General features: G+C 64.7%; 22 protein-coding genes and 1 pseudogene. 8 read left to right on the plus strand and 15 right to left on the minus strand.

What is annotated here, in order from left to right; translation table 11 throughout:
* Positions 1–4 precede the first annotated feature (4 nt).
* A complete protein-coding gene (locus HU772_RS19100) occupies positions 5–691 on the plus strand; it encodes a DUF4197 domain-containing protein (protein ID WP_186660013.1) in 687 nt (228 codons plus the stop codon).
* A 116-nt stretch (positions 692–807) separates the two neighbouring features.
* On the opposite strand, the gene HU772_RS19105 is transcribed toward HU772_RS19100, so the two are convergent.
* Together HU772_RS19105 and HU772_RS19110 are read right to left on the minus strand one after the other, a co-directional pair.
* Positions 808–3,864 carry an efflux RND transporter permease subunit gene (locus HU772_RS19105; protein ID WP_186660011.1) on the minus strand — a complete coding sequence of 1,019 codons (3,057 nt, stop codon included), beginning with the start codon at positions 3,862–3,864 and terminating at the stop codon, positions 808–810.
* A 6-nt stretch (positions 3,865–3,870) separates the two neighbouring features.
* Positions 3,871–4,968, minus strand: a complete 1,098-nt coding sequence (locus tag HU772_RS19110) for an efflux RND transporter periplasmic adaptor subunit (protein ID WP_186660009.1) — start codon at positions 4,966–4,968, stop codon at positions 3,871–3,873.
* Positions 4,969–5,150: 182 nt separating this feature from the next.
* Between HU772_RS19110 and HU772_RS19115 the strand changes: the two genes are divergently transcribed.
* Entirely contained in the window at positions 5,151–5,780 is a 630-nt protein-coding gene (locus HU772_RS19115; protein WP_186660007.1) for a TetR/AcrR family transcriptional regulator, read from the plus strand.
* A 12-nt stretch (positions 5,781–5,792) separates the two neighbouring features.
* Here the strand turns inward: HU772_RS19115 and HU772_RS19120 are convergent, their stop codons facing one another.
* Entirely contained in the window at positions 5,793–6,575 is a 783-nt protein-coding gene (locus tag HU772_RS19120) for a class I SAM-dependent methyltransferase (RefSeq protein ID WP_186660005.1), read from the minus strand.
* 98 nt (positions 6,576–6,673) lie between these two features.
* Here HU772_RS19120 and HU772_RS19125 point away from each other — a divergent pair, with 98 nt between their 5' ends.
* Complete coding sequence (locus HU772_RS19125) at positions 6,674–7,291, plus strand: energy transducer TonB (protein ID WP_186660003.1); 618 nt, start codon at positions 6,674–6,676, stop codon at positions 7,289–7,291.
* A gap of 45 nt (positions 7,292–7,336) precedes the next feature.
* Here HU772_RS19125 and HU772_RS19130 read toward each other — a convergent pair whose 3' ends face one another.
* The 6 genes from HU772_RS19130 to ppc all read right to left on the minus strand — a co-directional run bounded on the left by HU772_RS19130 (position 7,337) and on the right by ppc (position 13,785).
* Positions 7,337–8,167, minus strand: coding sequence for an isocitrate lyase/PEP mutase family protein (locus HU772_RS19130; RefSeq protein WP_186660001.1), 831 nt, complete (start codon positions 8,165–8,167; stop codon positions 7,337–7,339).
* A gap of 22 nt (positions 8,168–8,189) precedes the next feature.
* Positions 8,190–9,059, minus strand: coding sequence for a DUF72 domain-containing protein (locus HU772_RS19135; protein ID WP_186659999.1), 870 nt, complete (start codon positions 9,057–9,059; stop codon positions 8,190–8,192).
* 3 nt (positions 9,060–9,062) lie between these two features.
* Entirely contained in the window at positions 9,063–9,353 is a 291-nt protein-coding gene (locus HU772_RS19140) for a hypothetical protein (RefSeq protein WP_186660132.1), read from the minus strand.
* A 132-nt stretch (positions 9,354–9,485) separates the two neighbouring features.
* Positions 9,486–10,160: a tRNA (adenosine(37)-N6)-threonylcarbamoyltransferase complex dimerization subunit type 1 TsaB gene (gene tsaB, locus HU772_RS19145; protein WP_186659997.1), complete on the minus strand. Its 675-nt coding sequence runs from the start codon at positions 10,158–10,160 to the stop codon at positions 9,486–9,488.
* Positions 10,161–10,248: 88 nt separating this feature from the next.
* The gene (gene adk / locus HU772_RS19150) at positions 10,249–10,899 is read right to left on the minus strand and encodes an adenylate kinase (protein ID WP_186659995.1); all 651 of its coding nucleotides are present in this window, start codon (positions 10,897–10,899) and stop codon (positions 10,249–10,251) included.
* A gap of 258 nt (positions 10,900–11,157) precedes the next feature.
* Positions 11,158–13,785 (minus strand): phosphoenolpyruvate carboxylase, encoded by a 2,628-nt coding sequence (gene ppc / locus HU772_RS19155; RefSeq protein WP_186659993.1) that lies wholly within the window; start codon positions 13,783–13,785, stop codon positions 11,158–11,160.
* A gap of 144 nt (positions 13,786–13,929) precedes the next feature.
* On the opposite strand from ppc, the gene HU772_RS19160 reads away from it, so the two are divergent.
* The 5 genes and pseudogenes from HU772_RS19160 to HU772_RS19180 all read left to right on the plus strand — a co-directional run bounded on the left by HU772_RS19160 (position 13,930) and on the right by HU772_RS19180 (position 16,475).
* The gene (locus HU772_RS19160) at positions 13,930–14,274 is read left to right on the plus strand and encodes a pilin assembly protein (protein WP_186659991.1); all 345 of its coding nucleotides are present in this window, start codon (positions 13,930–13,932) and stop codon (positions 14,272–14,274) included.
* 255 nt (positions 14,275–14,529) lie between these two features.
* The gene (locus HU772_RS19165; RefSeq protein WP_186659990.1) at positions 14,530–14,943 is read left to right on the plus strand and encodes a DUF4398 domain-containing protein; all 414 of its coding nucleotides are present in this window, start codon (positions 14,530–14,532) and stop codon (positions 14,941–14,943) included.
* A gap of 49 nt (positions 14,944–14,992) precedes the next feature.
* Positions 14,993–15,781: a lipotoxin F family OmpA-related lipoprotein LptF gene (lptF, locus tag HU772_RS19170; RefSeq protein ID WP_186659989.1), complete on the plus strand. Its 789-nt coding sequence runs from the start codon at positions 14,993–14,995 to the stop codon at positions 15,779–15,781.
* 139 nt (positions 15,782–15,920) lie between these two features.
* Positions 15,921–16,205, plus strand: coding sequence for a type II toxin-antitoxin system Phd/YefM family antitoxin (locus tag HU772_RS19175; RefSeq protein WP_186659987.1), 285 nt, complete (start codon positions 15,921–15,923; stop codon positions 16,203–16,205).
* Positions 16,159–16,475 (plus strand): annotated as a pseudogene (locus tag HU772_RS19180) (type II toxin-antitoxin system RelE family toxin). Before HU772_RS19175 ends, HU772_RS19180 begins: the two are co-directional and overlap by 47 nt.
* A 42-nt stretch (positions 16,476–16,517) precedes the next feature.
* Here HU772_RS19180 and HU772_RS19185 read toward each other — a convergent pair.
* From HU772_RS19185 to lysS, 6 genes are all read right to left on the minus strand, one after another.
* The gene (locus tag HU772_RS19185) at positions 16,518–16,844 is read right to left on the minus strand and encodes a PA3694 family proteiin (RefSeq protein WP_186659985.1); all 327 of its coding nucleotides are present in this window, start codon (positions 16,842–16,844) and stop codon (positions 16,518–16,520) included.
* Complete coding sequence (locus HU772_RS19190; RefSeq protein ID WP_186659983.1) at positions 16,841–17,764, minus strand: alpha/beta hydrolase; 924 nt, start codon at positions 17,762–17,764, stop codon at positions 16,841–16,843. The genes HU772_RS19185 and HU772_RS19190 overlap by 4 nt, the downstream gene beginning before the upstream one ends.
* Entirely contained in the window at positions 17,736–19,013 is a 1,278-nt protein-coding gene (locus HU772_RS19195) for a flavohemoglobin expression-modulating QEGLA motif protein (RefSeq protein ID WP_186659981.1), read from the minus strand. Before HU772_RS19195 ends, HU772_RS19190 begins: the two co-directional genes overlap by 29 nt.
* A gap of 97 nt (positions 19,014–19,110) precedes the next feature.
* Positions 19,111–19,659: a hypothetical protein gene (locus tag HU772_RS19200; protein WP_186659979.1), complete on the minus strand. Its 549-nt coding sequence runs from the start codon at positions 19,657–19,659 to the stop codon at positions 19,111–19,113.
* Between the two features lie 29 nt (positions 19,660–19,688).
* Positions 19,689–20,393: a TetR/AcrR family transcriptional regulator gene (locus tag HU772_RS19205; protein ID WP_186659977.1), complete on the minus strand. Its 705-nt coding sequence runs from the start codon at positions 20,391–20,393 to the stop codon at positions 19,689–19,691.
* A gap of 190 nt (positions 20,394–20,583) precedes the next feature.
* Entirely contained in the window at positions 20,584–22,086 is a 1,503-nt protein-coding gene (gene lysS / locus HU772_RS19210; protein WP_186659975.1) for a lysine--tRNA ligase, read from the minus strand.
* Positions 22,087–22,124 lie beyond the last annotated feature (38 nt).

Genomic DNA, 22,124 nt, shown 5'->3' on the forward strand with positions numbered 1-22,124 from the left:
TCCCATGCTTCGCACCTCCCTGCGCTTCACCGGCCTGTGCGCCGGCCTGCTGCTGTCGGCCAGCGCCCTGGCCCTGTCCCTTGGCGACCTGTCGCAAAGCGACGCCTCCGGCGGCCTGAAAGACGCCCTCACCCAAGGCGCGCAGATCGCCGTCAAGCAACTGAGCACCCCTGGCGGCTTCAGCAACAACCCTGACGTGCGCATCGAACTGCCGGGCAACCTGGGCAAGGCGGCCAAGGCCATGAAAATGTTCGGCAAGGGTGACCAGGTCGAAGCCCTGGAAACCAGCATGAACAAAGCCGCCGAGGCCGCTGTGCCACAGGCCCAGGCGATCCTGGTGGACGCGGTGAAGAAGATGACCGTGACCGATGCCAAGGGCATCCTCAGCGGCGGCCAGGACTCGGCCACCCAGTATCTGAACAAGAGCAGCCGCGAGCAGATCCGCGCCAAGTTCCTGCCGATCGTCAAGCAGGCCACCGACAAGGTTGGCCTGGCCCAGCAGTACAACAGCTTCGCCGGGCAGGCCAAGGGCCTGGGGCTGATCAAGGATGACGCCAACATCGAGAACTACGTGACCGAGAAGGCGCTGGACGGTCTGTTCGAGATGATCGGCAAGCAGGAAGAAAGCATTCGCCAGAACCCGGCCGGTGCCGCCACCAGCCTGGCCAAGAAGGTGTTCGGCGCGCTCTGAAGCGCACAGCGGCAAGCTTTAAGCTGCAAGCTGCAAGCTGCAAGCTGCAAGCTGCAAGCTGCAAGCTGCAAGAAAAAGCGGGGCCAGCGTAGCCCCTCTCTTCTTGCGGCTTGTAGCTAGTCGCTTTTCTTGACCCTGAACCACGCCGCATACAACGCCGGCAGGAACAACAGGGTCAACACCGTGGCCACGATCAGCCCCCCCATGATCGCCACCGCCATCGGCCCGTAGAACACGCTCCTGGACAATGGAATCATCGCCAGCACCGCCGCCAGCGCGGTCAGCACGATCGGCCGGAAGCGTCGCACCGTGGCCTCGATGATCGCCTGCCAGCGATCCAGCCCCGCCGCGATATCCTGCTCGATCTGGTCCACCAGAATCACCGAGTTGCGCATGATCATCCCCGCCAGGGCGATGGTCCCGAGCATGGCGACGAAACCGAACGGCTGGCGGAACACCAGCAGGAACAGGGTCACGCCGATCAGCCCCAGGGGCGCGGTGAGGAACACCATGAACATCCGCGAGAAGCTGCGCAGCTGGATCATCAGCAGGCTCAGCACCACCACGATGAACAACGGCATGCCGGCATTGACCGAGCGCTGGCCGCGCTCGGAGTCCTCGACCGTGCCGCCAACCTCCAGCAAGTAGCCATCCGGCAGCTTGTCCTTGACCTGTTGCAGGGTCGGCAAGATCTGCTTGACCAAGGTCACCGGCTGTTCCTTGTCGTAGATATCGGCCCGCACGGTGACAGTCGGCAAGCGGTTGCGATGCCAGATGATGCCCTCCTCGAAGCCGTACTCCAGGGTGGCCACCTGCGACAACGCCACGCTCTGGCCGTTGTCGGTGGGCAGCGCCAGGCTGCCCAGGTTGCCCAGCTCACGGCGCTCTTCAGGCGTGCCACGCAACAGGATCTCGATCAGCTCGTTGTCCTCGCGGTACTGGCTGACGCTGCTGCCGGTCAGCGAACTCTGCAGGAAACTGGACAGGTGCGCGGTGCTCACCCCCAGGGCACGGGCGCGATCCTGGTCGATGTCGAGGTACACCGCTTTACTCGGCTCCTCCCAATCCAGGTGCACATTGACCACGTGCGGGTTCTCGCGCACCTTGGCCGCCACTTCCCGGGCCAGGGCGCGGACCTTCTCGATGTGCTCACCGGTGACACGGAACTGCACCGGGTAGCCCACGGGCGGGCCGTTCTCCAGGCGCGTGACCCGCGAGCGCAGGTCGGGGAATTGCTCGTCCAACGTGGCGATCAACCAGTTGCGCAGGCGCTCGCGGTCTTCCAGCGACTTGGCCAGCACCACGAACTGGGCGAAGCTCGCCGCCGGCAGTTGCTGGTCCAACGGCAGGTAGAAGCGCGGCGAGCCGGTGCCGACATAAGCAACGTAGTTGTCGATGCCGTCCTGCTGCTTGAGCATCGCCTCCAGTTGCTTGACCCGCTCGGCCGTGTTGTTCAGCGAGGCGCCTTCGGCCAGCTTGAGATCGACCATCAGCTCGGGCCGCCCGGAGGCCGGGAAGAACTGCTGTGGCACGAAGCGGAACAACAGGATGCTGCCGACGAAGGCGGCAATGGTCAGCACGATCACCGTCTTGCGTCGGCGCACGCACCACTCCACCACCCGCCGTACCCGCTGGTAGAACGGTGTGCCGTAGGGGTCGGGGGCATGTCCACGGGCGGCGTGCAGTTTGGCCAGGTCCGGCAGCAGGCGCTCGCCGAGATACGGCACGAACACCACCGCCGCGACCCACGACGTCAGCAGCGCAATGGTCACCACCTGGAAGATCGAGCGGGTGTATTCACCGGTGCTCGAGGCCGCCGTGGCGATCGGCAGGAAGCCGGCTGCGGTGATCAGGGTGCCGGTGAGCATCGGGAAGGCGGTGCTGGTCCAGGCGTAGCTGGCCGCCTTGAGGCGGTCGTAGCCCTGCTCCATCTTGATCGCCATCATCTCCACCGCGATGATCGCGTCGTCCACCAGCAACCCTAGCGCCAGCACCAGCGCGCCCAGGGAAATCTTGTGCAGGCCGATGCCAAAGTAGTGCATCGCGGCGAAGGTCATGGCCAGCACCAGCGGAATCGCCAGCGCCACCACCAGGCCCGTGCGCAGCCCCAGGGAGAAGAAGCTCACCAACAGGACAATGACCAGCGCCTCGATCAGCACCTGGACGAACTCGCCAACCCCGGCCTTCACCGCCGCCGGCTGGTCGGATACCTTGCGCAGCTCCATGCCCGCCGGCAAGCTCTGGGCCAGGCGGGCGAACTCGCCTTCCAGGGCCTTGCCCAGCACCAGGATGTCGCCGCCGTCCTTCATCGACACGGCCAGGCCGATGGCATCCTCGCCCATGAAGCGCATGCGTGGCGCGGGCGGGTCGTTGAAACCGCGCTGCACCTCGGCAACATCGCCGATGCGGAAGGTGCGATCACCAATGCGAATGGGGAACTGGCGAATCTGCTCGACACTGTCGAAACGCCCGCTCACCCGTAGTTGCAGGCGCTCGCTGGGGGTCTCGAAGAAGCCCGCGGTGCTTACCGCGTTCTGCTCGCGCAACGCCTGCTGCACCGCCGTCAACGGCACGCCGAGGGTGGCCAGTTTGACGTTGGACAGCTCGATCCAGACCTTCTCGTCCTGCAAGCCGACCAGCTCGACCTTGCCCACGTCCTTGACCCGCTGCAACTGGATCTGGATACGGTCGGCGTAATCCTTGAGCACCGCATAGTCGAAGCCGGCGCCGGTCAAGGCGTAGATATTGCCGAAGGTGGTGCCGAACTCGTCGTTGAAGAACGGCCCCTGAACCTCCGGCGGCAAGGTATGTTTGATATCCGCGACCTTCTTGCGGATCTGGTACCACAATTCGGGAATGTCCTTGGAATGCAGCGAATCGCGGGCCATGAAGGTCACTTGCGACTCGCCGGGCCGCGAGAACGAGACAATCTTCTCGTACTCGCCGGTTTCCATGAGTTTCTTCTCGATGCGCTCGGTGACCTGGCGCGACACCTCTTCGGCAGTCGCCCCGGGCCACAGGGTGCGGATGACCATGGCCTTGAAGGTGAACGGCGGGTCCTCGCTCTGGCCGAGCTTGGTGTAGGACATGGCGCCGATCGCCGCCAGCAGGATCATCAGGAACAACACGATCTGGCGATTGCGCAGCGCCCAGGCGGAAAGGTTGAAACCCATCGGGACTTACTCCTTGGCCGTCAGGTTCACTTCACGGTTGCTGCGGTCCACCGGGCGGACCTGCTGCCCTTCGCGCAGCACATGGCCACCAGCGGCCACCACCCAGTCGCTGGCCTGCAGGCCTTCGAGCACCGGCACGCTGTCGGCGCCGTATGCGCCAAGGCGTACCGGGGCACGCTCCAGGCGATTGTCCTTGCCAACTCGCCAGACATAGGCCTGGCCCGCCTCGGCGGTCACCGCCGACAACGGCACCGCCAGCGGCGCGCGCTCGCTGTGGGCGATGAACACGCGCGCGCTCTGGCCCAGTTCGGCCGGGGCGCTGCTGGAAGCGAAGGCGATACGGGCGGCGAAGGTGCGCGAGCGCGGATCAGCCGCCGGGGACAGTTCACGGATACGCCCCTCGAAGCGTTGGTCCGGGTGCGACCACAGCTCGACACTGACCGTCTGGCCGACGGCGAAACGGGCGAATTGCTGTTCGGGCAAGCCAATGGCCACTTCACGCTCGCCATCGGCGGCCAGGGTGAATACGGTCTGCCCGGCCGCGACCACCTGGCCGACTTCGACCTGGCGCTTGGCGATCACCCCCGCCTGCGGCGCGCGCAGCACCGCGTATTCGGCCTGGTTGCCCGCCACTTCGAACTCCGCCTTGGCCTGCTTCAAGCGCGCCTGGCCGGCACGGTAGAGGTTCTCGGCGTTGTCGAACTGGGAATGGCTGACCATCTGCCGTTCGAGCAGTTTCTGGTAGCGGTCGCGCTCGGCGCGCACCAGGGCCAGGTTGGCCTCGGCGGCGGCCAACTGAGCGCGATTGGCCTCCAGTTGCAGGCGTACATCCTGGGGGTCGAGTTCGGCCAGGGGCTGATCGGCCTTGACCCGCTGACCTTCCTCCACCAGGCGCTTGCTGACTTTGCCGCCAATACGGAAGGCCAGTTCCGGCTCGAAGCGCGCGCGCACCTCGCCCGGGTAACTGTCGGCGGAAGCCCCGGCAGGCTGGGGCTGGATCACCAGCGCCGGGCGCGGTACAGCGGGGGCCGCGGCCTCCTGGCCGCAGGCGGTGAGCAGCACGAGGGCAGCGGGCAGAGCAAGGGACAACGCACGACGCAACATGAGGAAGGACCTTAGGCAGAGGACGCATCGAATATTTATACTGGCCGGTATATTAAGTCAGCGAAACGGGGTGGGGAAGCGGGTAACGGCAGAAAGCACGTATCATCCTTGCGACGTACGCTGCAGCCGGACAGCCCACGACCCGGTAAGATGCTCACCTTTCCCAGCAGATACGGTTCCCAATGTCCAACGACGCACCCATCGGCCCAGGCCGGCCCAAGGACCTGGCCAAGCGCGAGGCCATCCTCGAAGCCGCCAAGTCGCTGTTCCTCAGCCTTGGCTATGCCAACACCAGCATGGATGCGGTCGCTGCGGCGGCAGGTGTTTCAAAACTCACGGTCTACAGCCACTTCACCGACAAGCAGACGCTGTTCGGCATGGCGGTCATGGCCACCTGCCAGAACCAGTTACCCGACCTGATGTTCGAGTATCCCGAAGGAGTGGCGGTGGAAGAGGTGCTGCTGAACATCGCCCGTGGTTTCCAGGCGCTGATCAGCAGCGACGAGGCGGTCAAGCTGAGTCGCTTGATCATCGCCCTGGGCAGTCAGGACCCGGGCTTCGGCCAGTACTTCTACGAGGCCGGCCCAAAGCGGGTGCTGGCGGGCATGGAAGGCTTGCTGCGCGACGTCGACCAGCGGGGGTTGTTGCACATCGACCAGCCGTTGCAGGCGGCAGAGCACTTTTTCTGCCTGGTCAAGGGCGCGCCGGACTACCGGCTGCTGATCGGTTGTGCGCCGCCTTTGCAGGGCGACGCGGCCGAGGCGCATGTGCGTGAGGCGGTTGCAGTGTTTGTCAGGGCTTACCGGCGGTAGCCGATGAAGGGCTCAGCCCTTCAACGCCTTCTTGGGATAGATGTCGTAGCGGCTCGACTTGCCTTCGAGGCTATGGCTCGGCTTGGGCCCTTCGATAATCGGCGCCTTGCGCGGACGCTTGACCACCACCCGGTGCGAGGCCAACGCCAGCGCCGCTTCGAGCAATGCTGGCGCATCCAGGTCATCGCCGACCAGGGGCCTGAACACGCGCATTTCCTTCTTCACCAAGGCGCTCTTGTCCCGGTGCGGGAACATCGGGTCCAGGTAGATGACCTGCGGCGCCTCGCCTTCCCACGCACGCATGCGTTCGATGGCATTGCCGGTCAGCAAGCGCATGCGCGCGACGATCGCCCCTACCTCGGCATCACCGTGGGCCCGCGCCAGCCCATCTTCGAGCAACGCGGCAATCAATGGCTGGCGCTCGATCAGAGTCATCTGGCAGCCCAGGCTGGCCAGCACGAAGGCATCTTTGCCCAGCCCCGCCGTGGCATCCAGTACTTGCGGGCGCACGCCTTGGGCGATGCCCACGGCCTTGGCGATCATCTGCCCGTTGCCGCCGCCGTACAAGCGCCGGTGCGCCGCCTGGCCTTCAACGAAATCCACCCGCACCGGACCCGGTGCCTGGGGGCCCAGTTGTTGGATCTGCAACCCCTCGCCCCCCACCTGCACAGCAAATTCCGCAGCCTCGTCGACCAGCGGCAACCCCAGGCGCTCAGCCCATGCCACGGCCTGCGCCTGGAACTCCGGGGCCAATGCCTCGACCCTGATACCTGTGCCCTGCTGTTGCTCTGCCATCCGATCCCGCACCCGCAAAAAAATTAATGAAAACCCGGCCAACGCCGATACAAGCCATATTCCCGCTATTCTGCCAGAGCACAACGCGCGCGACTGCCATGTCAGATACTCTTCCCATCGGCTTGACCTACCTGTCGCCCGTCGGCAACTACGGTCGGCAGAATACCCAGGCACTGGGTGGCGTCAGCCACCTGTGGCAGGATTTCTTCGCCCGCGCGATGGCCGAGCAGCAAGGCGAAGTCGACACGGCCAGCCAAACCCTGGTGCAGTACGACAAGGACAGCGGCGAACCCATCGGCGGCGCCCGCGCCCTGGCGCTGATCGATGCCCAGCGCGGCCTGCCGGTGCACGACACTGAAGTGGCCCCGCCCGAGCCGCTGTTCCTGCCCAAGGCCGAACTGGAAGCACACTTGCTGCCGCCCGCGCCCGAACCCTTCAGCACCGCCGAACTGATCGAGCAGCAGCGCCAACTCGACATCAATAACAGCTGGTTGCGCCCGGTGGTGATGAACCAGGGCCAGCCTGTCCCCGAGCCAGGCCCTGGCCCCACGCCACGCCCGTTGTTCCTGCCAATCGCCGAGTTCGAGATGAACCTGCTCGACCCCGCGCCCGAGCCTTACGACGAAGCGACCCTGGCCCACCAGCAGCACGCGCTGGAGTTCGATACCCACTGGGCGCGCCCGGTGGTGCTGAACAACGTGCGCCTGCACGCCTGAGTTCAGCGCCAGGCCTGCCAGCCTTCACCCAACCCGATAAAGGACTCAGCGGCGAAACAGGTCATTGAGTTGGGCGAAAGGTAGCGCCTGCTCGCCATAAGCGAACGTGCCCTGCTCGCGGATCTCCACCGCCGCCCGCTGCAAGGCCGCCAGTGCCGCGCGGGCCAGCGATGAGCCGACACTGATGCGCTTGACGCCCAGGTCCTGCAACTGATTGACGCTCAGCGGCACACCAGCCATGCCCATCAATACGTTGACCGGCTTCGGCGCCACGGCCTGCACCACTGCACGGATTTCATCGACGCTGCGCAGCCCCGGCGCGTAGAGCACATCGGCCCCAGCCTCGGCGTAGGCCTGGAGGCGTTTGATGGTGTCGTCCAGGTCCTGGCGCCCATGCAGCAGGTTTTCCGCGCGGGCGCACAGGGTGAAGGGAAATGGCAGACCACGGGCAGCCTGTACCGCGGCACGCACCCGCGCCACTGCCAGCTCGAAGTCATAGATCGGCGCCTCGCCAAGGCCACTGGCATCCTCGATGGAGCCCCCCACCAGACCGGCCTCGGCCGCCCGCTGGATGGCCTGCGCACAGTGCTGCGGCAAGTCGCCGAAGCCGTTCTCCAGGTCCGCCGCCACTGGCAGGGGCGTGGCATCGACAATCGCCCGAGCGTTGCCCAAGGTCTCCTCAAGGGTCAACGCGCCCTCGGCATCCGGCCGCCCCAGGCTGAAAGCCAGGCCCGCGCTGGTGGTCGCCAGCGCCTCGAAACCGAGGCTGGCGAGCAATCTGGCGGAACCTGCATCCCACGGGTTGGGGATGACGAACGCGCCGTCACGCTCGTGCAGCGCCTTGAAGGCTTCGGCGCGCAGGGTTTGCACATCCATGGATCAACCTCCCGCTCTATGCTCAAAGTAACCCCAGTTGTTCGACCTCCGGGGCGCGTGGCAATTCCAGCAACGGCGCCAGCCCTGGCAGGCGCGCCATCAGACGCTGGTGAAAACGCTGGGCAAGCGCTGCGGCGAGGCGGTTGTCCGAGGTGTGCAGGAATACATAAGGGCTGCGGCCCTCTTCGATCCAGGCCGCCACCTTGTCGACCCAGGGCGTGAGGAAGGGCTCGTTGGCCGCCAGCTCCGGATGACCGATGAAGCGCACCTGGGGATGCTGGCTGAACGCAGCGGGGCGCGGCGGCACCTTGGGTTTCTTGGACTGGGCATGCAGCACTGCCGGCTCGCGGGAGGTGCAACTGAACAACGCCCGTGGATCGAGGCAGATACGTTCGACACCCCGCTCATGCAGCAGGCGGTTGAGTAGGCGCTCCTCCTCGCCGCGGGCGAAGAACGCATCGTTGCGCACCTCCACCGCCACCGGCACACCGATCTCATCGAGGAAGTACGCCAGTTCGCCCAGCCGCGCCGGGCCGAACATCGCTGGCAACTGCAGCCAGTACGGCGATACCCGCGCGCCCAACGGCGCCATCAACCGGGTGAAGTCGTGGGCCGACTCGAGTTGTTCGCGCAGGTCGCCAGCATGGCTGACATCACCAGGAAACTTGGCCGTGAAGCGAAACCCGGGCGGCATGAGTTGCGCCCAGCGCTCGACGGTGGCAGGCGCTGGGCGGGCATAGAAGGTGGTATTGCCCTCGACGGCGTTGAACACCTGGCTGTATAGCCCAAGGTATTCACCGGAGCGCGCGTCGGCAGGGTAGAGATAGTCGCGCCAGGCGTTTTCAGCCCAGGACGGACAACCGAGAAAATAAGGCAAGGGTGCTGGCGTCATGCCTCAAATGTACAGGTCAAGCCCCAGCACTTCCATCTCCCAATCGGTGAAGCCGGCGGTGGTCAGGTAACTGGCCAGGGCCGAGGAGGTGCGGCGGTCACGAGCGCGGGGGAAGATCAGGTCCTGCTGGCGGGCCGGCAGGTTCTCGCTGCGACGGCTGGCGCGGCTGACTTGCGCTTCGATGTCATCGATGATCTCGGCATCCGCCTCGTCGACAGCTTCGTCGCGCACCGGCGCCTTGCGCGGCGGGCGCTTGATGGGGTAGCTCGATGAGGAGAAGCCGTCGATACGCATGAACAGGGCACTCAGGATCAATGATGGCAATTTAGCAGCATCAGGAATCCTTCGCTAATGCCCGAACTGATAACTGGACCACAGATCGCGCAAAAGGTTTTATCGTGATCGGCGATAGCCGACGAACTGCCTTCAACGCGCCTTGGGCGTAGCCACATTATCGCGCAGGTACACCGGATGCGCCTGCTCGGCGACGACCGACTCGCCACGGGCCCAGGCGAATTCGGCCAGGGCGAGGATGTCCAGCGCGCTGGGCAGCGCGGCGACATCGCTGGCCGTGACCGGCACGGCCAGGCGCTCGGCATAGCCCCAGCCGCTGCCGGCGCCGAACCACTCGCCGCCCAGCTCCGCTGGCAGTGCCACACGCTCGGGCGGCAGCACCGCTTCCTGGCCGACCAGGCGCATTTCGCCCTGCTGAGCCTGATAGCAGCCCCAATACACCTCGTCCATGCGTGCATCGATCGCCGCCGCCACCTGCCGCACCCCGCGCTCACGCAGCGCGCCCTGGGCCAGCGCGGCAAGGTTGGACACTGGCAGCACCGGGCGTTCAAGGGCGAAGGCCAGGCCCTGGACCACACCGATGGCGATACGCACACCGGTGAAGGCACCCGGACCACGGCCAAAGGCAATGGCATCCACCGCGCTCAACGCCACGCCCGAGTCGGCCAGCAGCTGCTTGATCATCGGCAGCAGCTTCTGCGCGTGCAGGCGTGGGGCCACCTCGTAATGGCTGGTCACCTTGCCGTCATGCAACAGGGCGACGGAACAGGCTTCGGTGGCGGTATCCAGGGCCAGCAAGGTGGTCATCGAACGAGGTATCCAGGCGATAGGGAAAAAGAGCGGCAGTATAAACGACAACGGCCCGCAAGCGGGCCGTAGTGACGTATGGCGAGGATCAGCTCAGGGCGGCCAGCACCTTGGCGGTGATCGACTCGACCGAACCGACGCCCTCGATGTGGCTGTACTTCGGCTTGCCGGCGTTGGCGGCCGACAGCTTCTGGTAGAAGTCCACCAGCGGCTTGGTCTGGCTGTGGTAGACCGACAGGCGATGACGCACGGTTTCTTCCTTGTCGTCGTCGCGCTGGATCAGCTCTTCGCCGGTGACGTCGTCCTTGCCTTCCACTTTCGGCGGGTTGTACTGAATGTGGTAGGTACGGCCCGAGGCCAGGTGCACACGGCGACCCGCCATGCGGCCGACGATCTCTTCGTCGTCCACGGCGATCTCGACCACGGCGTCGATGTCGACACCGGCGGCGACCATGGCTTCAGCCTGCGGAATGGTGCGTGGGAAACCGTCGAACAGGCAGCCGTTGGCGCAGTCCGGCTGGGCGATGCGCTCCTTGACCAGGCTGATGATCAGCTCGTCGGAGACCAGCTGGCCGGCATCCATGACTTTCTTGAGTTCCAGGCCCAGCGGGGTGCCGGCCTTGACGGCGGCACGCAGCATGTCACCGGTGGAGATCTGGGGAATACCGAACTTTTCGGTGATGAACTTTGCCTGAGTACCTTTACCGGCCCCGGGAGCTCCCAGCAGAATTACGCGCATCTTGTGCTCCTCATATTTTTCTATGCAAATCAACGGATTCGGCGCACAAGGCCAACTCCGGAAAATCGGACGAGACCGCAAATTCGGTCAAAAGGCTGCTCAAGATACACAGCGCCCGCCCCCCCGACAAGCGTCCCAAAGTGGCAGGAATGCGCTAGCCACGGCCTGTCGGGGGCCTGGTTGCGCCCAGCGCAACCAGCCTGCGCGCTGTCGAGGGGCACCAGACACAATGCCCCCTCGCCTCGCCGCCCCAGGCGTTCAACCCGTATTGCGCAAGCCCGCCGCGATACCTGCCACGGTCACTAGCAAGGCCTGCTCCAATGGGCTGTCCAGAGCGGCTTCGCGACTGCGCGAGCGCGCCAGCAACTCGGCCTGCAGGCGGTGCAACGGGTCCAGATAAGTGTTGCGTAGACGGATAAATTCCAGGGTTTCCGGGCTGTGCGCGAGTAGCACCGGCTGGCCAGTCAGGCCCAGCACCACCTGGCATGACTGCGACAATAGGTCGCGCAGATGCGCACCCAGGGGCAACAGCGCGGGTTGCACCAGACGTTGGTCGTAGGCCTCGGCGATCTGCGCGTCGGCCTTGGCCAGGACCATCTCCAGCATGTCGATACGCGTGCGGAAGAACGGCCATTGCTCGCGCATCTGCGCCAGCAGTTCACCCTGGCCGCGAGACAAGGCGTTGTTCAGCGCGGTTTCCCAGCCCAGCCAGGCCGGCAGCATCAATCGCGTCTGGGTCCAGCCAAAGATCCACGGAATGGCCCGCAGGCTCTCAATGCCTCCGGCACGGCGCTTGGCCGGGCGACTGCCCAGCGGCAGGCGGCCCAACTCCTGTTCCGGTGTCGACTCGCGAAAATACTCGACGAAATCGGGGTTGTCCCGCACCACACCGCGGTACGCCTTGACCCCGTCCGCCGCCAACTGGTCCATCAGCGCGCGCCAGGCCGGTTCTGGAGGGGGCGGCGGCAGCAAGGTCGCCTCCAGCACCGCCGCCAGATAAAGATTGAGGTTCTGCTCGGCGATGCCCGGCAAACCGAACTTGAAGCGGATCATCTCGCCCTGCTCGGTGGTGCGGAAGCGCCCGCCCACCGAGCCCGGCGGCTGCGACAGGATCGCCGCGTGGGCCGGCCCACCGCCACGCCCGACGGTGCCACCGCGACCGTGGAACAACAACAGCTCGACCTGATGCTCACGACAGATGCGCACCAGGTTTTCCTGGGCGCGGTACTGGGCCCAGGCGGCGGCGGTGGTACCGGCGTCCTTGGCCGAGTCGGAATAACCGATCATCACCTCCTGCGGGCCGTGCAAGCCGGCACGGTAGCCGGGCAGGCCGAGCAGGCGCTCCATCACCGGGCCAGCGTTGTCCAGGTCGGCCAGGGTCTCGAACAGCGGCACCACACGCATGGGCCGGGTCAACCCGGCCTCCTTGAGCAGCAACTGTACCGCCAGCACATCCGAGGCGGCGCCAGCCATGGAGATCACGTACGAGCCCAGCGATGCGGCCGGGGCGCAAGCGACCTCGCGGCAGGTGGCCAGGACTTCGGCGGTGTCGGCCTCGGGCTTGAAATGCGCCGGCAACAACGGTCGGCGGTTCTTCAATTCTGCCTGGAGGAAGGCGATGCGCGCCTCCTCGTCCCAATCGGCATAACGCCCGAGCCCGAGGTAGTCGGTGATTTCCGACAGCGCATCGCGATGACGGGCGGCGTCCTGGCGCACATCCACACGCACCAGGAACAGGCCGAAGGTCACTGCCCGGCGCAGGCAGTCGAGCAACGGCCCATCGGCGATCACCCCCATGCCGCATTCATGCAGGGAGTGGTAGCACAGCTCCAGTGGCGCGATCAGCTCGCGGTTGTCGACCAGCACCGCAGCACTGGCAGGCTGAGTCGCGGCCAGCGAGGCATGGGCCCAGGCGCGGGTGGCACGCAGGCGATCGCGCAATTGCTTGAGCAAGGCGCGGTAAGGCTCGGCGCTGTCGCCGACCTGCTCGCGCAGGGCCGGGCTGGCTTGTTGCATGGACAGCTCAGCGGCAAGGTCGTCGATATCGCGCAGGAACAGGTCGGCGGCCATCCAGCGCGCCAGCAGCAGTACTTCGCGGGTCACCGCCGCCGTGACATTGGGATTGCCGTCGCGGTCACCGCCCATCCACGACGCGAAGCGCACCGGCGCCGCCTCCAGCGGCAAGCGCAGGCCCGTGGCCTCGAACAGCGCGCCATCGACCTTGCGCAGGTGATTGGGAATGGCTTGCCACAGCGAATGCTCGATCACCGCGAAGCCCCACTTGGCCTCGTCCACCGGAGTCGGCCGGGTACGGCGGATCTCCTCGGTGTGCCAGGCCTCGGCAATCAACCGGCGCAGACGCTCGCGCACCTGCTGGCGTTCGGCCGGCAGCAGGTCGCGGTGGTCCTGCGCCGCCAGTTGCGCGGCGATGGCGTCGTACTTCTGGATCAGGGTACGGCGAGCGACCTCGGTGGGGTGGGCGGTGAGCACCAGTTCGATGTCCAGCCTGGCCAGCTGTCGAGCCAAGGCGTCGTTGCCGTGGCCCGCGGCCTGCAACCGCGCCAACAGCTCGGGCAGCACCCGCGCCTCGAACGGCGCCGGCTGATCGGCGGCGCGGCGATGGATCAGCTGGTATTGCTCGGCGATATTGGCCAGGTTGAGGAACTGGTTGAACGCCCGCGCCACCGGCAGCAGGTCGTCCTCGGCCAGGTCGCCCAGGGTCGAGCTCAGTTGCTCGCCGGCCCCTCGCCGGTCGGCCTTGGCGCTGTGGCGGATATCCTCGATCTTCTGCAGGAACGCCTCGCCATGCTGCTGGCGGATGGTCTCGCCGAGCAGCTCCCCCAACAGGTGCACATCCTCACGCAAGCGCAGATCGATATCGCTCATCGGGCCTCTCCATTCCGGGAAACAGCAGGCCCCAAGAGTGCCCACCAAGGCGCGCGCCTGGCAAGTCGGGAACACCCAAAGCAACTAAAGTGAACACAGGTCATCCGCAGCAACGCCACGTTCAAGGCATTGACAGAGGTCATCATGAAAATCCGCGAACTCGCCCAGCACTGGGAACAGAATGCCGCCGGCCGCCTGAGCCCCACCGGCCATGTCCTGCACCTGGACATGGAAGCCGAAGCGCGCCTGGCCGCGCTGATCGAGATGTACCCCAAGCGCAGCCCCGAGGAACTGCTCGGCGAACTGGTGGCGGCGGCGCTCGAGGAACTGGAGGCCAGCTTCCCCTACATCAAGGGCCAACAGGTGATCGCCACCGACGAGGAAGGCGACCCACTGTACGAGGACATCGGCCCCACCCCACGCTTCCTGGCCCTCTCCCGGCGCCACCTGCAGGCCCTTGGCCGGGTGCCCGACGACCACTCGCATTGAGCCTTTGCCGATGCCGGGCCAGGCCCGGCATACCATCACGCACAGCGGAAGTTCCCTGGAAAATCCGCTGACTGATTAGTCAGAAAAAAATACCTTTAGCGTGCAAATTTTTCTGAACTATTCAAAAAACGCCTCGGTCACAGCCAATAGCCATCACGGCAAAACCCTGTAAACACGGGCCTTTGCGCCCGACGCTGGCCACAGGGGAACAGCGATAGCCAGCCTTTGGCATCGTCGTTTAACAGGAGTGACCCAATGGAGTTGACCACCATGAAGACCCGCATCGAACAACCTACTTCCACTCACCTGCGCGGGCTCAAGCTGGCCGCGCTGGCCCTGGGCAGCAGCCTGGTGCTGGCTGGCTGCGCGGGCAAGCCGCCCACCGAGCAATACGCCGTGACCCAATCGGCGGTCAACTCGGCGGTCAGTGCCGGTGGTACCGAATACGCCGCCGTGGAAATGAAGGCTGCTCAGGACAAGTTCAAGAAGGCTGAAATCGCCATGCACGACAAGCAGTACGACCAGGCCAAGCTGCTGGCCGAACAGGCCGAGTGGGATGCCCGCGTCGCCGAACGCAAGGCCCAGGCGGCCAAGGCCCAGAAGGCTGTGCAAGATGCCCGTCAGGGTATCAACGATGTCCGCGAGGAAGGCCTGCGCAGCGCTGAATGAGCCCTGCCCCGCCACTTGAGCCTTCGTTAACGATCAAAGGATGAACACTATGCGCAACTACGTCATGATTCCCGCCCTGCTGGCCCTGAGCGTGGGCCTTGCCGCCTGCTCCCACGACCCGAACGCCAACCTGGAGTCGGCCCGCACCAACTTCTCCGCCCTGCAGAGCGACCCGCAGTCGAGCAAGGTGGCGGCGCTGGAGACCAAGGACGCCCAGGACTGGCTGAACAAAGCCGACAAGGCCTACATGGACCGCGAAGACGAGAAGAAGGTCGACCAGCTCGCCTACCTGACCAACCAGCGCGTCGAAGTGGCCAAGCAGACCATCGCCTTGCGCACCGCCGAAGGCGAACTAAAGAACGCCGCCGCCCAGCGTGCCCAGGCCAAGCTGGACGCCCGCGACGCGCAGATCAAGAAGTTGCAGGACAGCCTCAACGCCAAGCAGACCGACCGCGGCACCCTGGTGACCTTTGGTGATGTGCTGTTCGACTTCAACAAGGCCGTGCTCAAGAGCAGCGCCTACCCAAACGTCACCAAGCTGGCGCAGTTCCTCCAGGAGAACCCTGAGCGCAAGGTGATCGTCGAGGGCTACACCGACAGCGTCGGCTCGGCCAACTACAACCAGACCCTGTCCGAGCGCCGCGCCGGCGCCGTGCGCATGGCGCTGGTACGTGCCGGCGTCGACCCTGCGCGCATCGTCGCCCAGGGTTACGGCAAGGAGTATCCGGTGGCCGACAACGGCAGCAACTCGGGCCGCGCGCAGAACCGTCGGGTGGAGGTGACCATCTCCAACGACAACCAGCCGGTGGCACCGCGTTCGGTAAGCCAGGTGCAGTAATCGCTGGCGCTTGAGTGGAAAACCCCGCCTTTAAGGCGGGGTTTTTTATGCGCGCCAGTCGTCAAAAACACCTTTAAAGACACCAATTAAAGCACTAACCTGATCCTGACCCTCACTCGCTCAACAGGTTGATACAACAATGACCTACCCCGTCCTCGCCGATCTGGCAGCATCCATCACCGAGCTGAAAAAAGATCCAATGGGCACTATTCGCGAAGCTCGCGGTGAGACCGTGGTGATTCTCAATCGGAACGAACCTGCCTTCTATGCAGTGCCGCCTGAACGCTATGAGGCGATGATGGAGCTGATTGACGATATGCACCTGGCCGAATTGATACGCCAGCGAAGTGGGGGGCCCACCGTGAGGGTGGATATCGATGAACTCATCGTCGAGGCCGAGCGCGACATCAAGCTACAACCTTGAGTTCGAGGTCAGGGCACAAAAGGAATATCGCAAACTCGAACCGCAATTGCGCCTGCAATTCGCCAGGAAGATCAAGGAGCGGCTGGTACAACCCAGAGTGAAAAAGACAAGCTGGCCGCCATGCCCGACTGCTACAAGATAAAGTTGAAATCGGCCGGCTACCGCCTGGTTTACCGGGTCATTGAGCATCGTGTGGTGGTCATGGTGATCGCAATCGGGAAACGAGAAAACAGCGAGATCTACTCGACGGCACGCTCCCGCATGTACTAGAAACCTCAGTCGAAGCAAGGCTGTCGCCACCCCACAGACGCCTCACTGCACCTGCTGCGGCGTCTCCTGCCCCATGCACCGCACCGCGCGCTTGCGGTTGTCCACCAACACGCCGGTCAGGCCCTTTTGCTCGGTATCGAACAGCACGAGCACACCATCGATGCACTGCGCCACCTGTGGCGCCGGGGTCAGCGAGAGCTTGTAGTCCTCGCCGGGGATGGTCTTGAGCATGGTGAAGTCCTGCAGCAACAGCGCATCCTCAGGTTTGGCGAAATGCAGGTAGCCGTAGTACCAGAGGGCTCCCACCGTCACGATGATGCTGCCGACGCCGGTCAGGATCAGGGGGATGGCGTTGCGTTCTTCACTCATTGCTTGTTCTTCTCGTCAGGGTAGTTGGGGACTTCGGCCAGGCGGCGCAGGCCGTTGAAGTGCGTGGGGTCGTCCAGAAAACGCAGCATCACCTGGCGCCAGGTCGGGTCGGCGAAGGTTTGCACATGATCGCCCCGGGTCAGCTGCAGCACCCGTGGCGGTGGCGCGTGCTGGTACAGGCGCAGGCCGTTGTCCAACGGCACCAGATTGTCGTCGATGCTGTGGAAGAACAGCTTCGGCGGGCTATCCAGGCGCTCTATCGAATGGATCGCGCTGTCGCCGTCCGGCACCAGCCACGACAACGGCACCTGTAGTGGCCAGGTCATCCAGGAAGTGCTCAGTGCGTAGCGCCCCACCGCGCGGTAACTGGCAGGCACGCCGTCGAACACCAGCGCCATGAAACGCTGCCGTTGCTCGGGATGCTGCGCCAGGTAATGAATGGCCATGGCGCCGCCGAGGCTCTGCCCGAGCAGCACCAGCGGCTTGCCTTGCACCTGGGGCGCCTGCTCCAGCCAATTCAACGCCGCGGCGATATCGCCATACACCTCTGGCAGCGTCGGTTTGCCCTGGGACAGGCCGTAGCCGTGGTAATCGATCATCAACACCTGGTAGCCCTCTTTCGGCAACCAGTAGCTGCCGCCCAGGTGCCAGGCCAGGTTGCCGCCGTTGCCGTGCAGGTGCAGTACCGTGCCCTTGACCGCGACGCCCTCGGGCACCGGCAACCACCAGCCGTGCAGGCGAGTGCCATCGGCGGCGGTGAGGGTCAGGTCCTGGTAGTGCAGATGGGCCTTTTCCGGGGTGAATGGCTGGCCTGGCTCGGGATAGAACAACAGGCTGCTGCAGCCGCTCAACAGCAGCAGCCCGAGGCCGAGGGCGAGGTGACGCCAGGCGTCAGAGAATATTCGCGTAGTCGGCTTCAATGCGATCCAGGCTCAGGTGGTTGAGGAAGTTGGAGAAGCACATCCAGGCCGACAGCGCGTTGAGGTCGCGGAACTGCTCGGGCAGGTACTTGGGCGGCTCCACCAGCCCTTCCTCGACCAGCTGGCGCAGCGTGCGCATGTCTTCCAGGGTGGTCTTGCCACAGAACAGCAAGGGGATCTGCTCCAGCTTGCCCTTCTTCACGGCCAACTGAATGTAGTTGTAAACCATGATGAAGCCCTTGAGGTAGGACAAGTCCTTGGTGAATGGCAGGCCATTGGGCACCGAGCCACGGAACACCCGGCTGGCGTTGCTGTAGCTCTGGCCCATCTCGAAGCCCTGGCCGCGGAAGAACTCGAAGACCTGCAGGAAGTCCGCGCCCTCCTCGACCATGTGAATGGCGCGGGTGCGGTTGGTGAGCTTGCGCAGGCGGCTGGGGTAGGAGGCGAAGGCGATTACCTCCATAAGGATGGCCAGGCCTTCCTGGGTCACCGTGGACGAGGGCGGGCCCTTGGCCAGGAAGGTGCAGATCGGCTGGTTGAGGCCGTTGAGGGTGGTGCCGACATGCACCAGCCCCTCATGAACTTCCAGCGCCCGCACGTCGCGGCTGTTGAACATGGCGTCGGCACGCACCTTGATATAGTCGGCACCGGCCGCGGCGTCGGCGACGATACCGTCGGACTCGAACACACGGATGGTTTCCTCGGCCTCGCCGAACACCTTGTTCAGACGGCGCTGGAGGATCGCCACCGCTTCTTTCGCCGTGAGGTTCTTCGGTTCGTCCTTGAGGTCGCCGCGGCCGTCGATGTTGTTCAGGTAGTCCGAAAGCATCAGGCCCAGGTCGGCCAGGGTCGGGTCACCGGCGTGGAAGGCGTCGGAGGCGGCGCCGTAGAGTTCCTGGGAAATCAGCCCGAAGTCCTCGGTGCCGCGTGCCTCGAGCATGCGCACCACCATGCGGTATTCCTTGCACATGCGCCGCATGATCTGCCCGACCGGATTGAACTGGCCGAGCTGGCGGGTGATGTCACGCTCGATGCTCTGGAACTCGGCCTTCAGCGCGCTGGAATCGAACGACAGCGGACGGCTCTGGTAGTAAGCCCGGTCCACCGCCGGCGGCTCCTTGCCTTTGGCCTTGAGAAAGCCCTGGCGGATGCCATCGTCCCACTTGACCGCGTCGAGCACGCGGATCGGGGTCTGCGCGGCGACGATGCGGTCGGACAATGTGCGGATGGTCTGCTGGTATTCGTCCACCGGTGGACTCCTTGTTAGCGCAAAGTACCGAGCTTTGCCGTGCCTGAACCGGCCTCTTCGCGGGCTTGCCCGCGAAGAGGCCAGCACAGGTGGCTACTTACTTGCCGGATCGCTGAAAGCGCACGACTTCAACGAACAGGTCCGAGTTTGCCGGATCGTCCAGATAGGCCAGCACCCGCTCGGCCGGGCTGTCGATGAGCACGCCCTCGCCGTTGTCCTCCGGGACCTGGGTCGTGCGCCCGGTAAGTTCTTTCTTCGCCACCGCCTGCTGCACCTGCTCGACATCGAGGTTGTAGAGCACCAGCTCCTTGCCATCGACGATATCGAAACCGCCAATCAGGAAGTTACCGCCCAGGCGCTTGGGCACCCCGGCTGACAGGTACCAGCGGTTGCCGTGCCGGGCCACGGTGAAGGCGTACTCTTCTGGCGTCTTGCCCTGGGCCCGGGCCACGGCCTTGTAGGTGTTGCCGCCGGCACGACTGATGCTCAGCTTCAACGGCTGCCCCCAGGCATCCTTGCTGCTCCACTGACCGAGCAGTGCCTTCGGCGCCGACTGGTTGGCCGGTAGCGGCTCGTCGAAGGTCACCAGACAACCGCCCAGCAGGAGGAATGACAAGGTCAACAACACCACACGCCAGGCTTTCATCAGGTTCTCCTTGAAAAGTCGTGCGCCACTCAGGTCGAAGCCAGCACCATCTGCAAGTATCGGACAAGAATAGCGAGCATCTGCTCATCGGCCCGCGTATTGGCGTCCTTGAGCAGGCCCTGATATTCCATCTGCTCGATTATCGCCGTCAACATCTGGGCGTCCTGCTCGGGATGACGCGAGCCGACCACCTGCAGGATCTGCCGCGCGCCATGCAGCAGGATCTGCTCATGGGCCTGCACCAGTTCGGCCAGGCGTCGGCACAACAGCGCCTCCTGGCGGAAGGCCTGCTCGGCCATGAGGAAGTCGCGGCGGTTGTTCAACTGGCGCAGGACATAGTCGGCCAGCATGCGCGCCACTTCATCGGCCAGGTGTGCCCGGGCCTGGGGCGTGCCATCACCCTGGGCCAGCAACTGGCGCAGCACGCCTTCGGTGTTGGCCCACAGCTTGGCCATGTAGGCGGCGCTGCGCTCGACGTACTGGGCGAAGGTGTCGGCCAGCAGGTCCTGGATGTCCTTGAAGTAGTAGGTGGTGGCCGACAACGGCACACCGGCCTCGGCGGCCACGGCGCGGTGGCGCACGCCACGCACGCCGTCGCGCACGACGATGCGCATGGCCGCGTCGAGGATTTGTTGGCGGCGCTGCTCGCTGCCCTGGCGGGCGGTCTTGCGGCCCTGGTATTGCACGCTTTCGGCAACCGCGGTGGCGATGCCGGCGGCGCCTTGGTGAGGCATGGCGGGTGTCACGATGGCTACCTCATGAATCAAATCGTCAATCACCTGTACCGGCCCTTTCGCGGGCAAGCCCGATCCCACAGGTATAGCGCTTCCCTGTGGGAGCGGGCTTGCCCGCGAAAGGGCCGGTACAGGCGAGCGGGTTCCGGGCATGAAAAAGCCGCCTCGAAAGGCGGCTTGTTCAGTTCGCTCAGGCCTGTGGGCGCATGTGCGGGAACAGGATCACATCGCGGATCGACGGCGAGTTGGTCAGCAGCATCACCAGGCGGTCGATACCGATGCCTTCACCGGCGGTCGGCGGCATGCCGTATTCCAGGGCGCGGACGAAATCGGCGTCATAGTGCATGGCTTCGTCGTCACCGGCGTCCTTCTCGGCCACCTGGGCCAGGAAGCGCTCGGCCTGATCTTCGGCGTCATTGAGCTCGGAGTAGGCGTTGGCGATTTCGCGACCACCGATGAACAGCTCGAAGCGGTCGGTCACGGCCGGGTTGTCGTCGTTGCGACGGGCCAGTGGCGAGACTTCGAACGGGTACTCGGTGATGAAGTGCGGCTGCTCCAGCTTGTGCTCGACCAGCTCTTCGAAAATCATCACCTGCAGCTTGCCCAGGCCCTCATGGCCCAGCACCTTGGCGCCAGCCTTCTTGGCGATCTCGCGGGCACGGTCGACGTCCTGCAGGTCGGCGGCGGTCAGCTCAGGGTTGTACTTGAGGATCGAGTCGAACACCGACAGGCGGGCGAACGGCTCGCCGAAGTGGAACACCTTGTCGCCGTACGGCACGTCGGTGCTGCCCAGCACCAGCTGCGCCAGTTCGCGGAACAGTTCCTCGGTGAGGTCCATGTTGTCGCGGTAGTCGGCGTAGGCCTGGTAGAACTCGAGCATGGTGAACTCAGGGTTGTGCCGGGTCGACACGCCTTCGTTACGGAAGTTGCGGTTGATTTCGAAGACCTTCTCGAAGCCACCGACCACCAGGCGCTTGAGGTACAGCTCCGGCGCGATGCGCAGGAACATGGCCATGTCCAGCGCGTTGTGGTGGGTTTCGAACGGTTTGGCCGCGGCGCCGCCAGGAATGGTCTGCAGCATCGGCGTCTCGACTTCGAGGAAGTCGCGCTCGATGAGGAACTTGCGGATGTGCGAGATCACCTGCGAACGCACACGGAAGGTGTGGCGGGTTTCCTCGTTGACCATTAGGTCGACGTAACGCTGGCGGTAGCGCTGCTCGGTGTCAGTCAGGCCGTGGTGCTTGTCCGGCAGCGGGCGCAGCGACTTGGTCAGCAGGCGCACATCGGTCATTTCGACGTACAGGTCGCCCTTGCCGGAACGGGCCAGGGTGCCTTCGGCGCTGATGATGTCGCCCAGGTCCCAGGTCTTGACCGCGGCCAGGGTCTCTTCCGGCAGGGTCTTGCGATTGACGTAGACCTGGATGCGGCCGGTCATGTCCTGGATGACCATGAACGAGCCACGGTTGAGCATGATGCGACCGGCGACCTTGACCGGGATCGCGGCTGCTTCCAGCTCTTCCTTGGTCTTGTCCGCGTACTGTTTCTGCAGGTCGTTGCAGTAGCTGTCGCGGCGGAAGTCGTTGGGGAAGGCGTTGCCTTTGGCGCGCTCTGCGGCAAGTTTTTCCTTGCGCAGGGCGATCAGGGCGTTTTCTTCCTGTTGCAGGTCTTGCGCTTCGGTCTTGAGGTCGCTCATGTCGTCATTCTTTCCATCAGGTGTTCGTTGCCCCTGTC

Source organism: Pseudomonas xantholysinigenes (genome assembly GCF_014268885.2).
Lineage (GTDB): Bacteria > Pseudomonadota > Gammaproteobacteria > Pseudomonadales > Pseudomonadaceae > Aquipseudomonas > Aquipseudomonas xantholysinigenes.

What these genes read in the sequence shown, in the direction of transcription:
- HU772_RS19100 (WP_186660013.1), top strand. Translation starts at nt 5, where the DNA reads ATGCTTCGCACCTCCCTGCGCTTCACCGGCCTGTGCGCCGGCCTGCTG.
- HU772_RS19105 (WP_186660011.1), bottom strand. Translation starts at nt 3,864, where the DNA reads ATGGGTTTCAACCTTTCCGCCTGGGCGCTGCGCAATCGCCAGATCGTG.
- HU772_RS19110 (WP_186660009.1), bottom strand. Translation starts at nt 4,968, where the DNA reads ATGTTGCGTCGTGCGTTGTCCCTTGCTCTGCCCGCTGCCCTCGTGCTG.
- HU772_RS19115 (WP_186660007.1), top strand. Translation starts at nt 5,151, where the DNA reads ATGTCCAACGACGCACCCATCGGCCCAGGCCGGCCCAAGGACCTGGCC.
- HU772_RS19120 (WP_186660005.1), bottom strand. Translation starts at nt 6,575, where the DNA reads ATGGCAGAGCAACAGCAGGGCACAGGTATCAGGGTCGAGGCATTGGCC.
- HU772_RS19125 (WP_186660003.1), top strand. Translation starts at nt 6,674, where the DNA reads ATGTCAGATACTCTTCCCATCGGCTTGACCTACCTGTCGCCCGTCGGC.
- HU772_RS19130 (WP_186660001.1), bottom strand. Translation starts at nt 8,167, where the DNA reads ATGGATGTGCAAACCCTGCGCGCCGAAGCCTTCAAGGCGCTGCACGAG.
- HU772_RS19135 (WP_186659999.1), bottom strand. Translation starts at nt 9,059, where the DNA reads ATGACGCCAGCACCCTTGCCTTATTTTCTCGGTTGTCCGTCCTGGGCT.
- HU772_RS19140 (WP_186660132.1), bottom strand. Translation starts at nt 9,353, where the DNA reads ATGCGTATCGACGGCTTCTCCTCATCGAGCTACCCCATCAAGCGCCCG.
- tsaB (WP_186659997.1), bottom strand. Translation starts at nt 10,160, where the DNA reads ATGACCACCTTGCTGGCCCTGGATACCGCCACCGAAGCCTGTTCCGTC.
- adk (WP_186659995.1), bottom strand. Translation starts at nt 10,899, where the DNA reads ATGCGCGTAATTCTGCTGGGAGCTCCCGGGGCCGGTAAAGGTACTCAG.
- ppc (WP_186659993.1), bottom strand. Translation starts at nt 13,785, where the DNA reads ATGAGCGATATCGATCTGCGCTTGCGTGAGGATGTGCACCTGTTGGGG.
- HU772_RS19160 (WP_186659991.1), top strand. Translation starts at nt 13,930, where the DNA reads ATGAAAATCCGCGAACTCGCCCAGCACTGGGAACAGAATGCCGCCGGC.
- HU772_RS19165 (WP_186659990.1), top strand. Translation starts at nt 14,530, where the DNA reads ATGGAGTTGACCACCATGAAGACCCGCATCGAACAACCTACTTCCACT.
- lptF (WP_186659989.1), top strand. Translation starts at nt 14,993, where the DNA reads ATGCGCAACTACGTCATGATTCCCGCCCTGCTGGCCCTGAGCGTGGGC.
- HU772_RS19175 (WP_186659987.1), top strand. Translation starts at nt 15,921, where the DNA reads ATGACCTACCCCGTCCTCGCCGATCTGGCAGCATCCATCACCGAGCTG.
- HU772_RS19185 (WP_186659985.1), bottom strand. Translation starts at nt 16,844, where the DNA reads ATGAGTGAAGAACGCAACGCCATCCCCCTGATCCTGACCGGCGTCGGC.
- HU772_RS19200 (WP_186659979.1), bottom strand. Translation starts at nt 19,659, where the DNA reads ATGAAAGCCTGGCGTGTGGTGTTGTTGACCTTGTCATTCCTCCTGCTG.
- HU772_RS19205 (WP_186659977.1), bottom strand. Translation starts at nt 20,393, where the DNA reads ATGCCTCACCAAGGCGCCGCCGGCATCGCCACCGCGGTTGCCGAAAGC.
- lysS (WP_186659975.1), bottom strand. Translation starts at nt 22,086, where the DNA reads ATGAGCGACCTCAAGACCGAAGCGCAAGACCTGCAACAGGAAGAAAAC.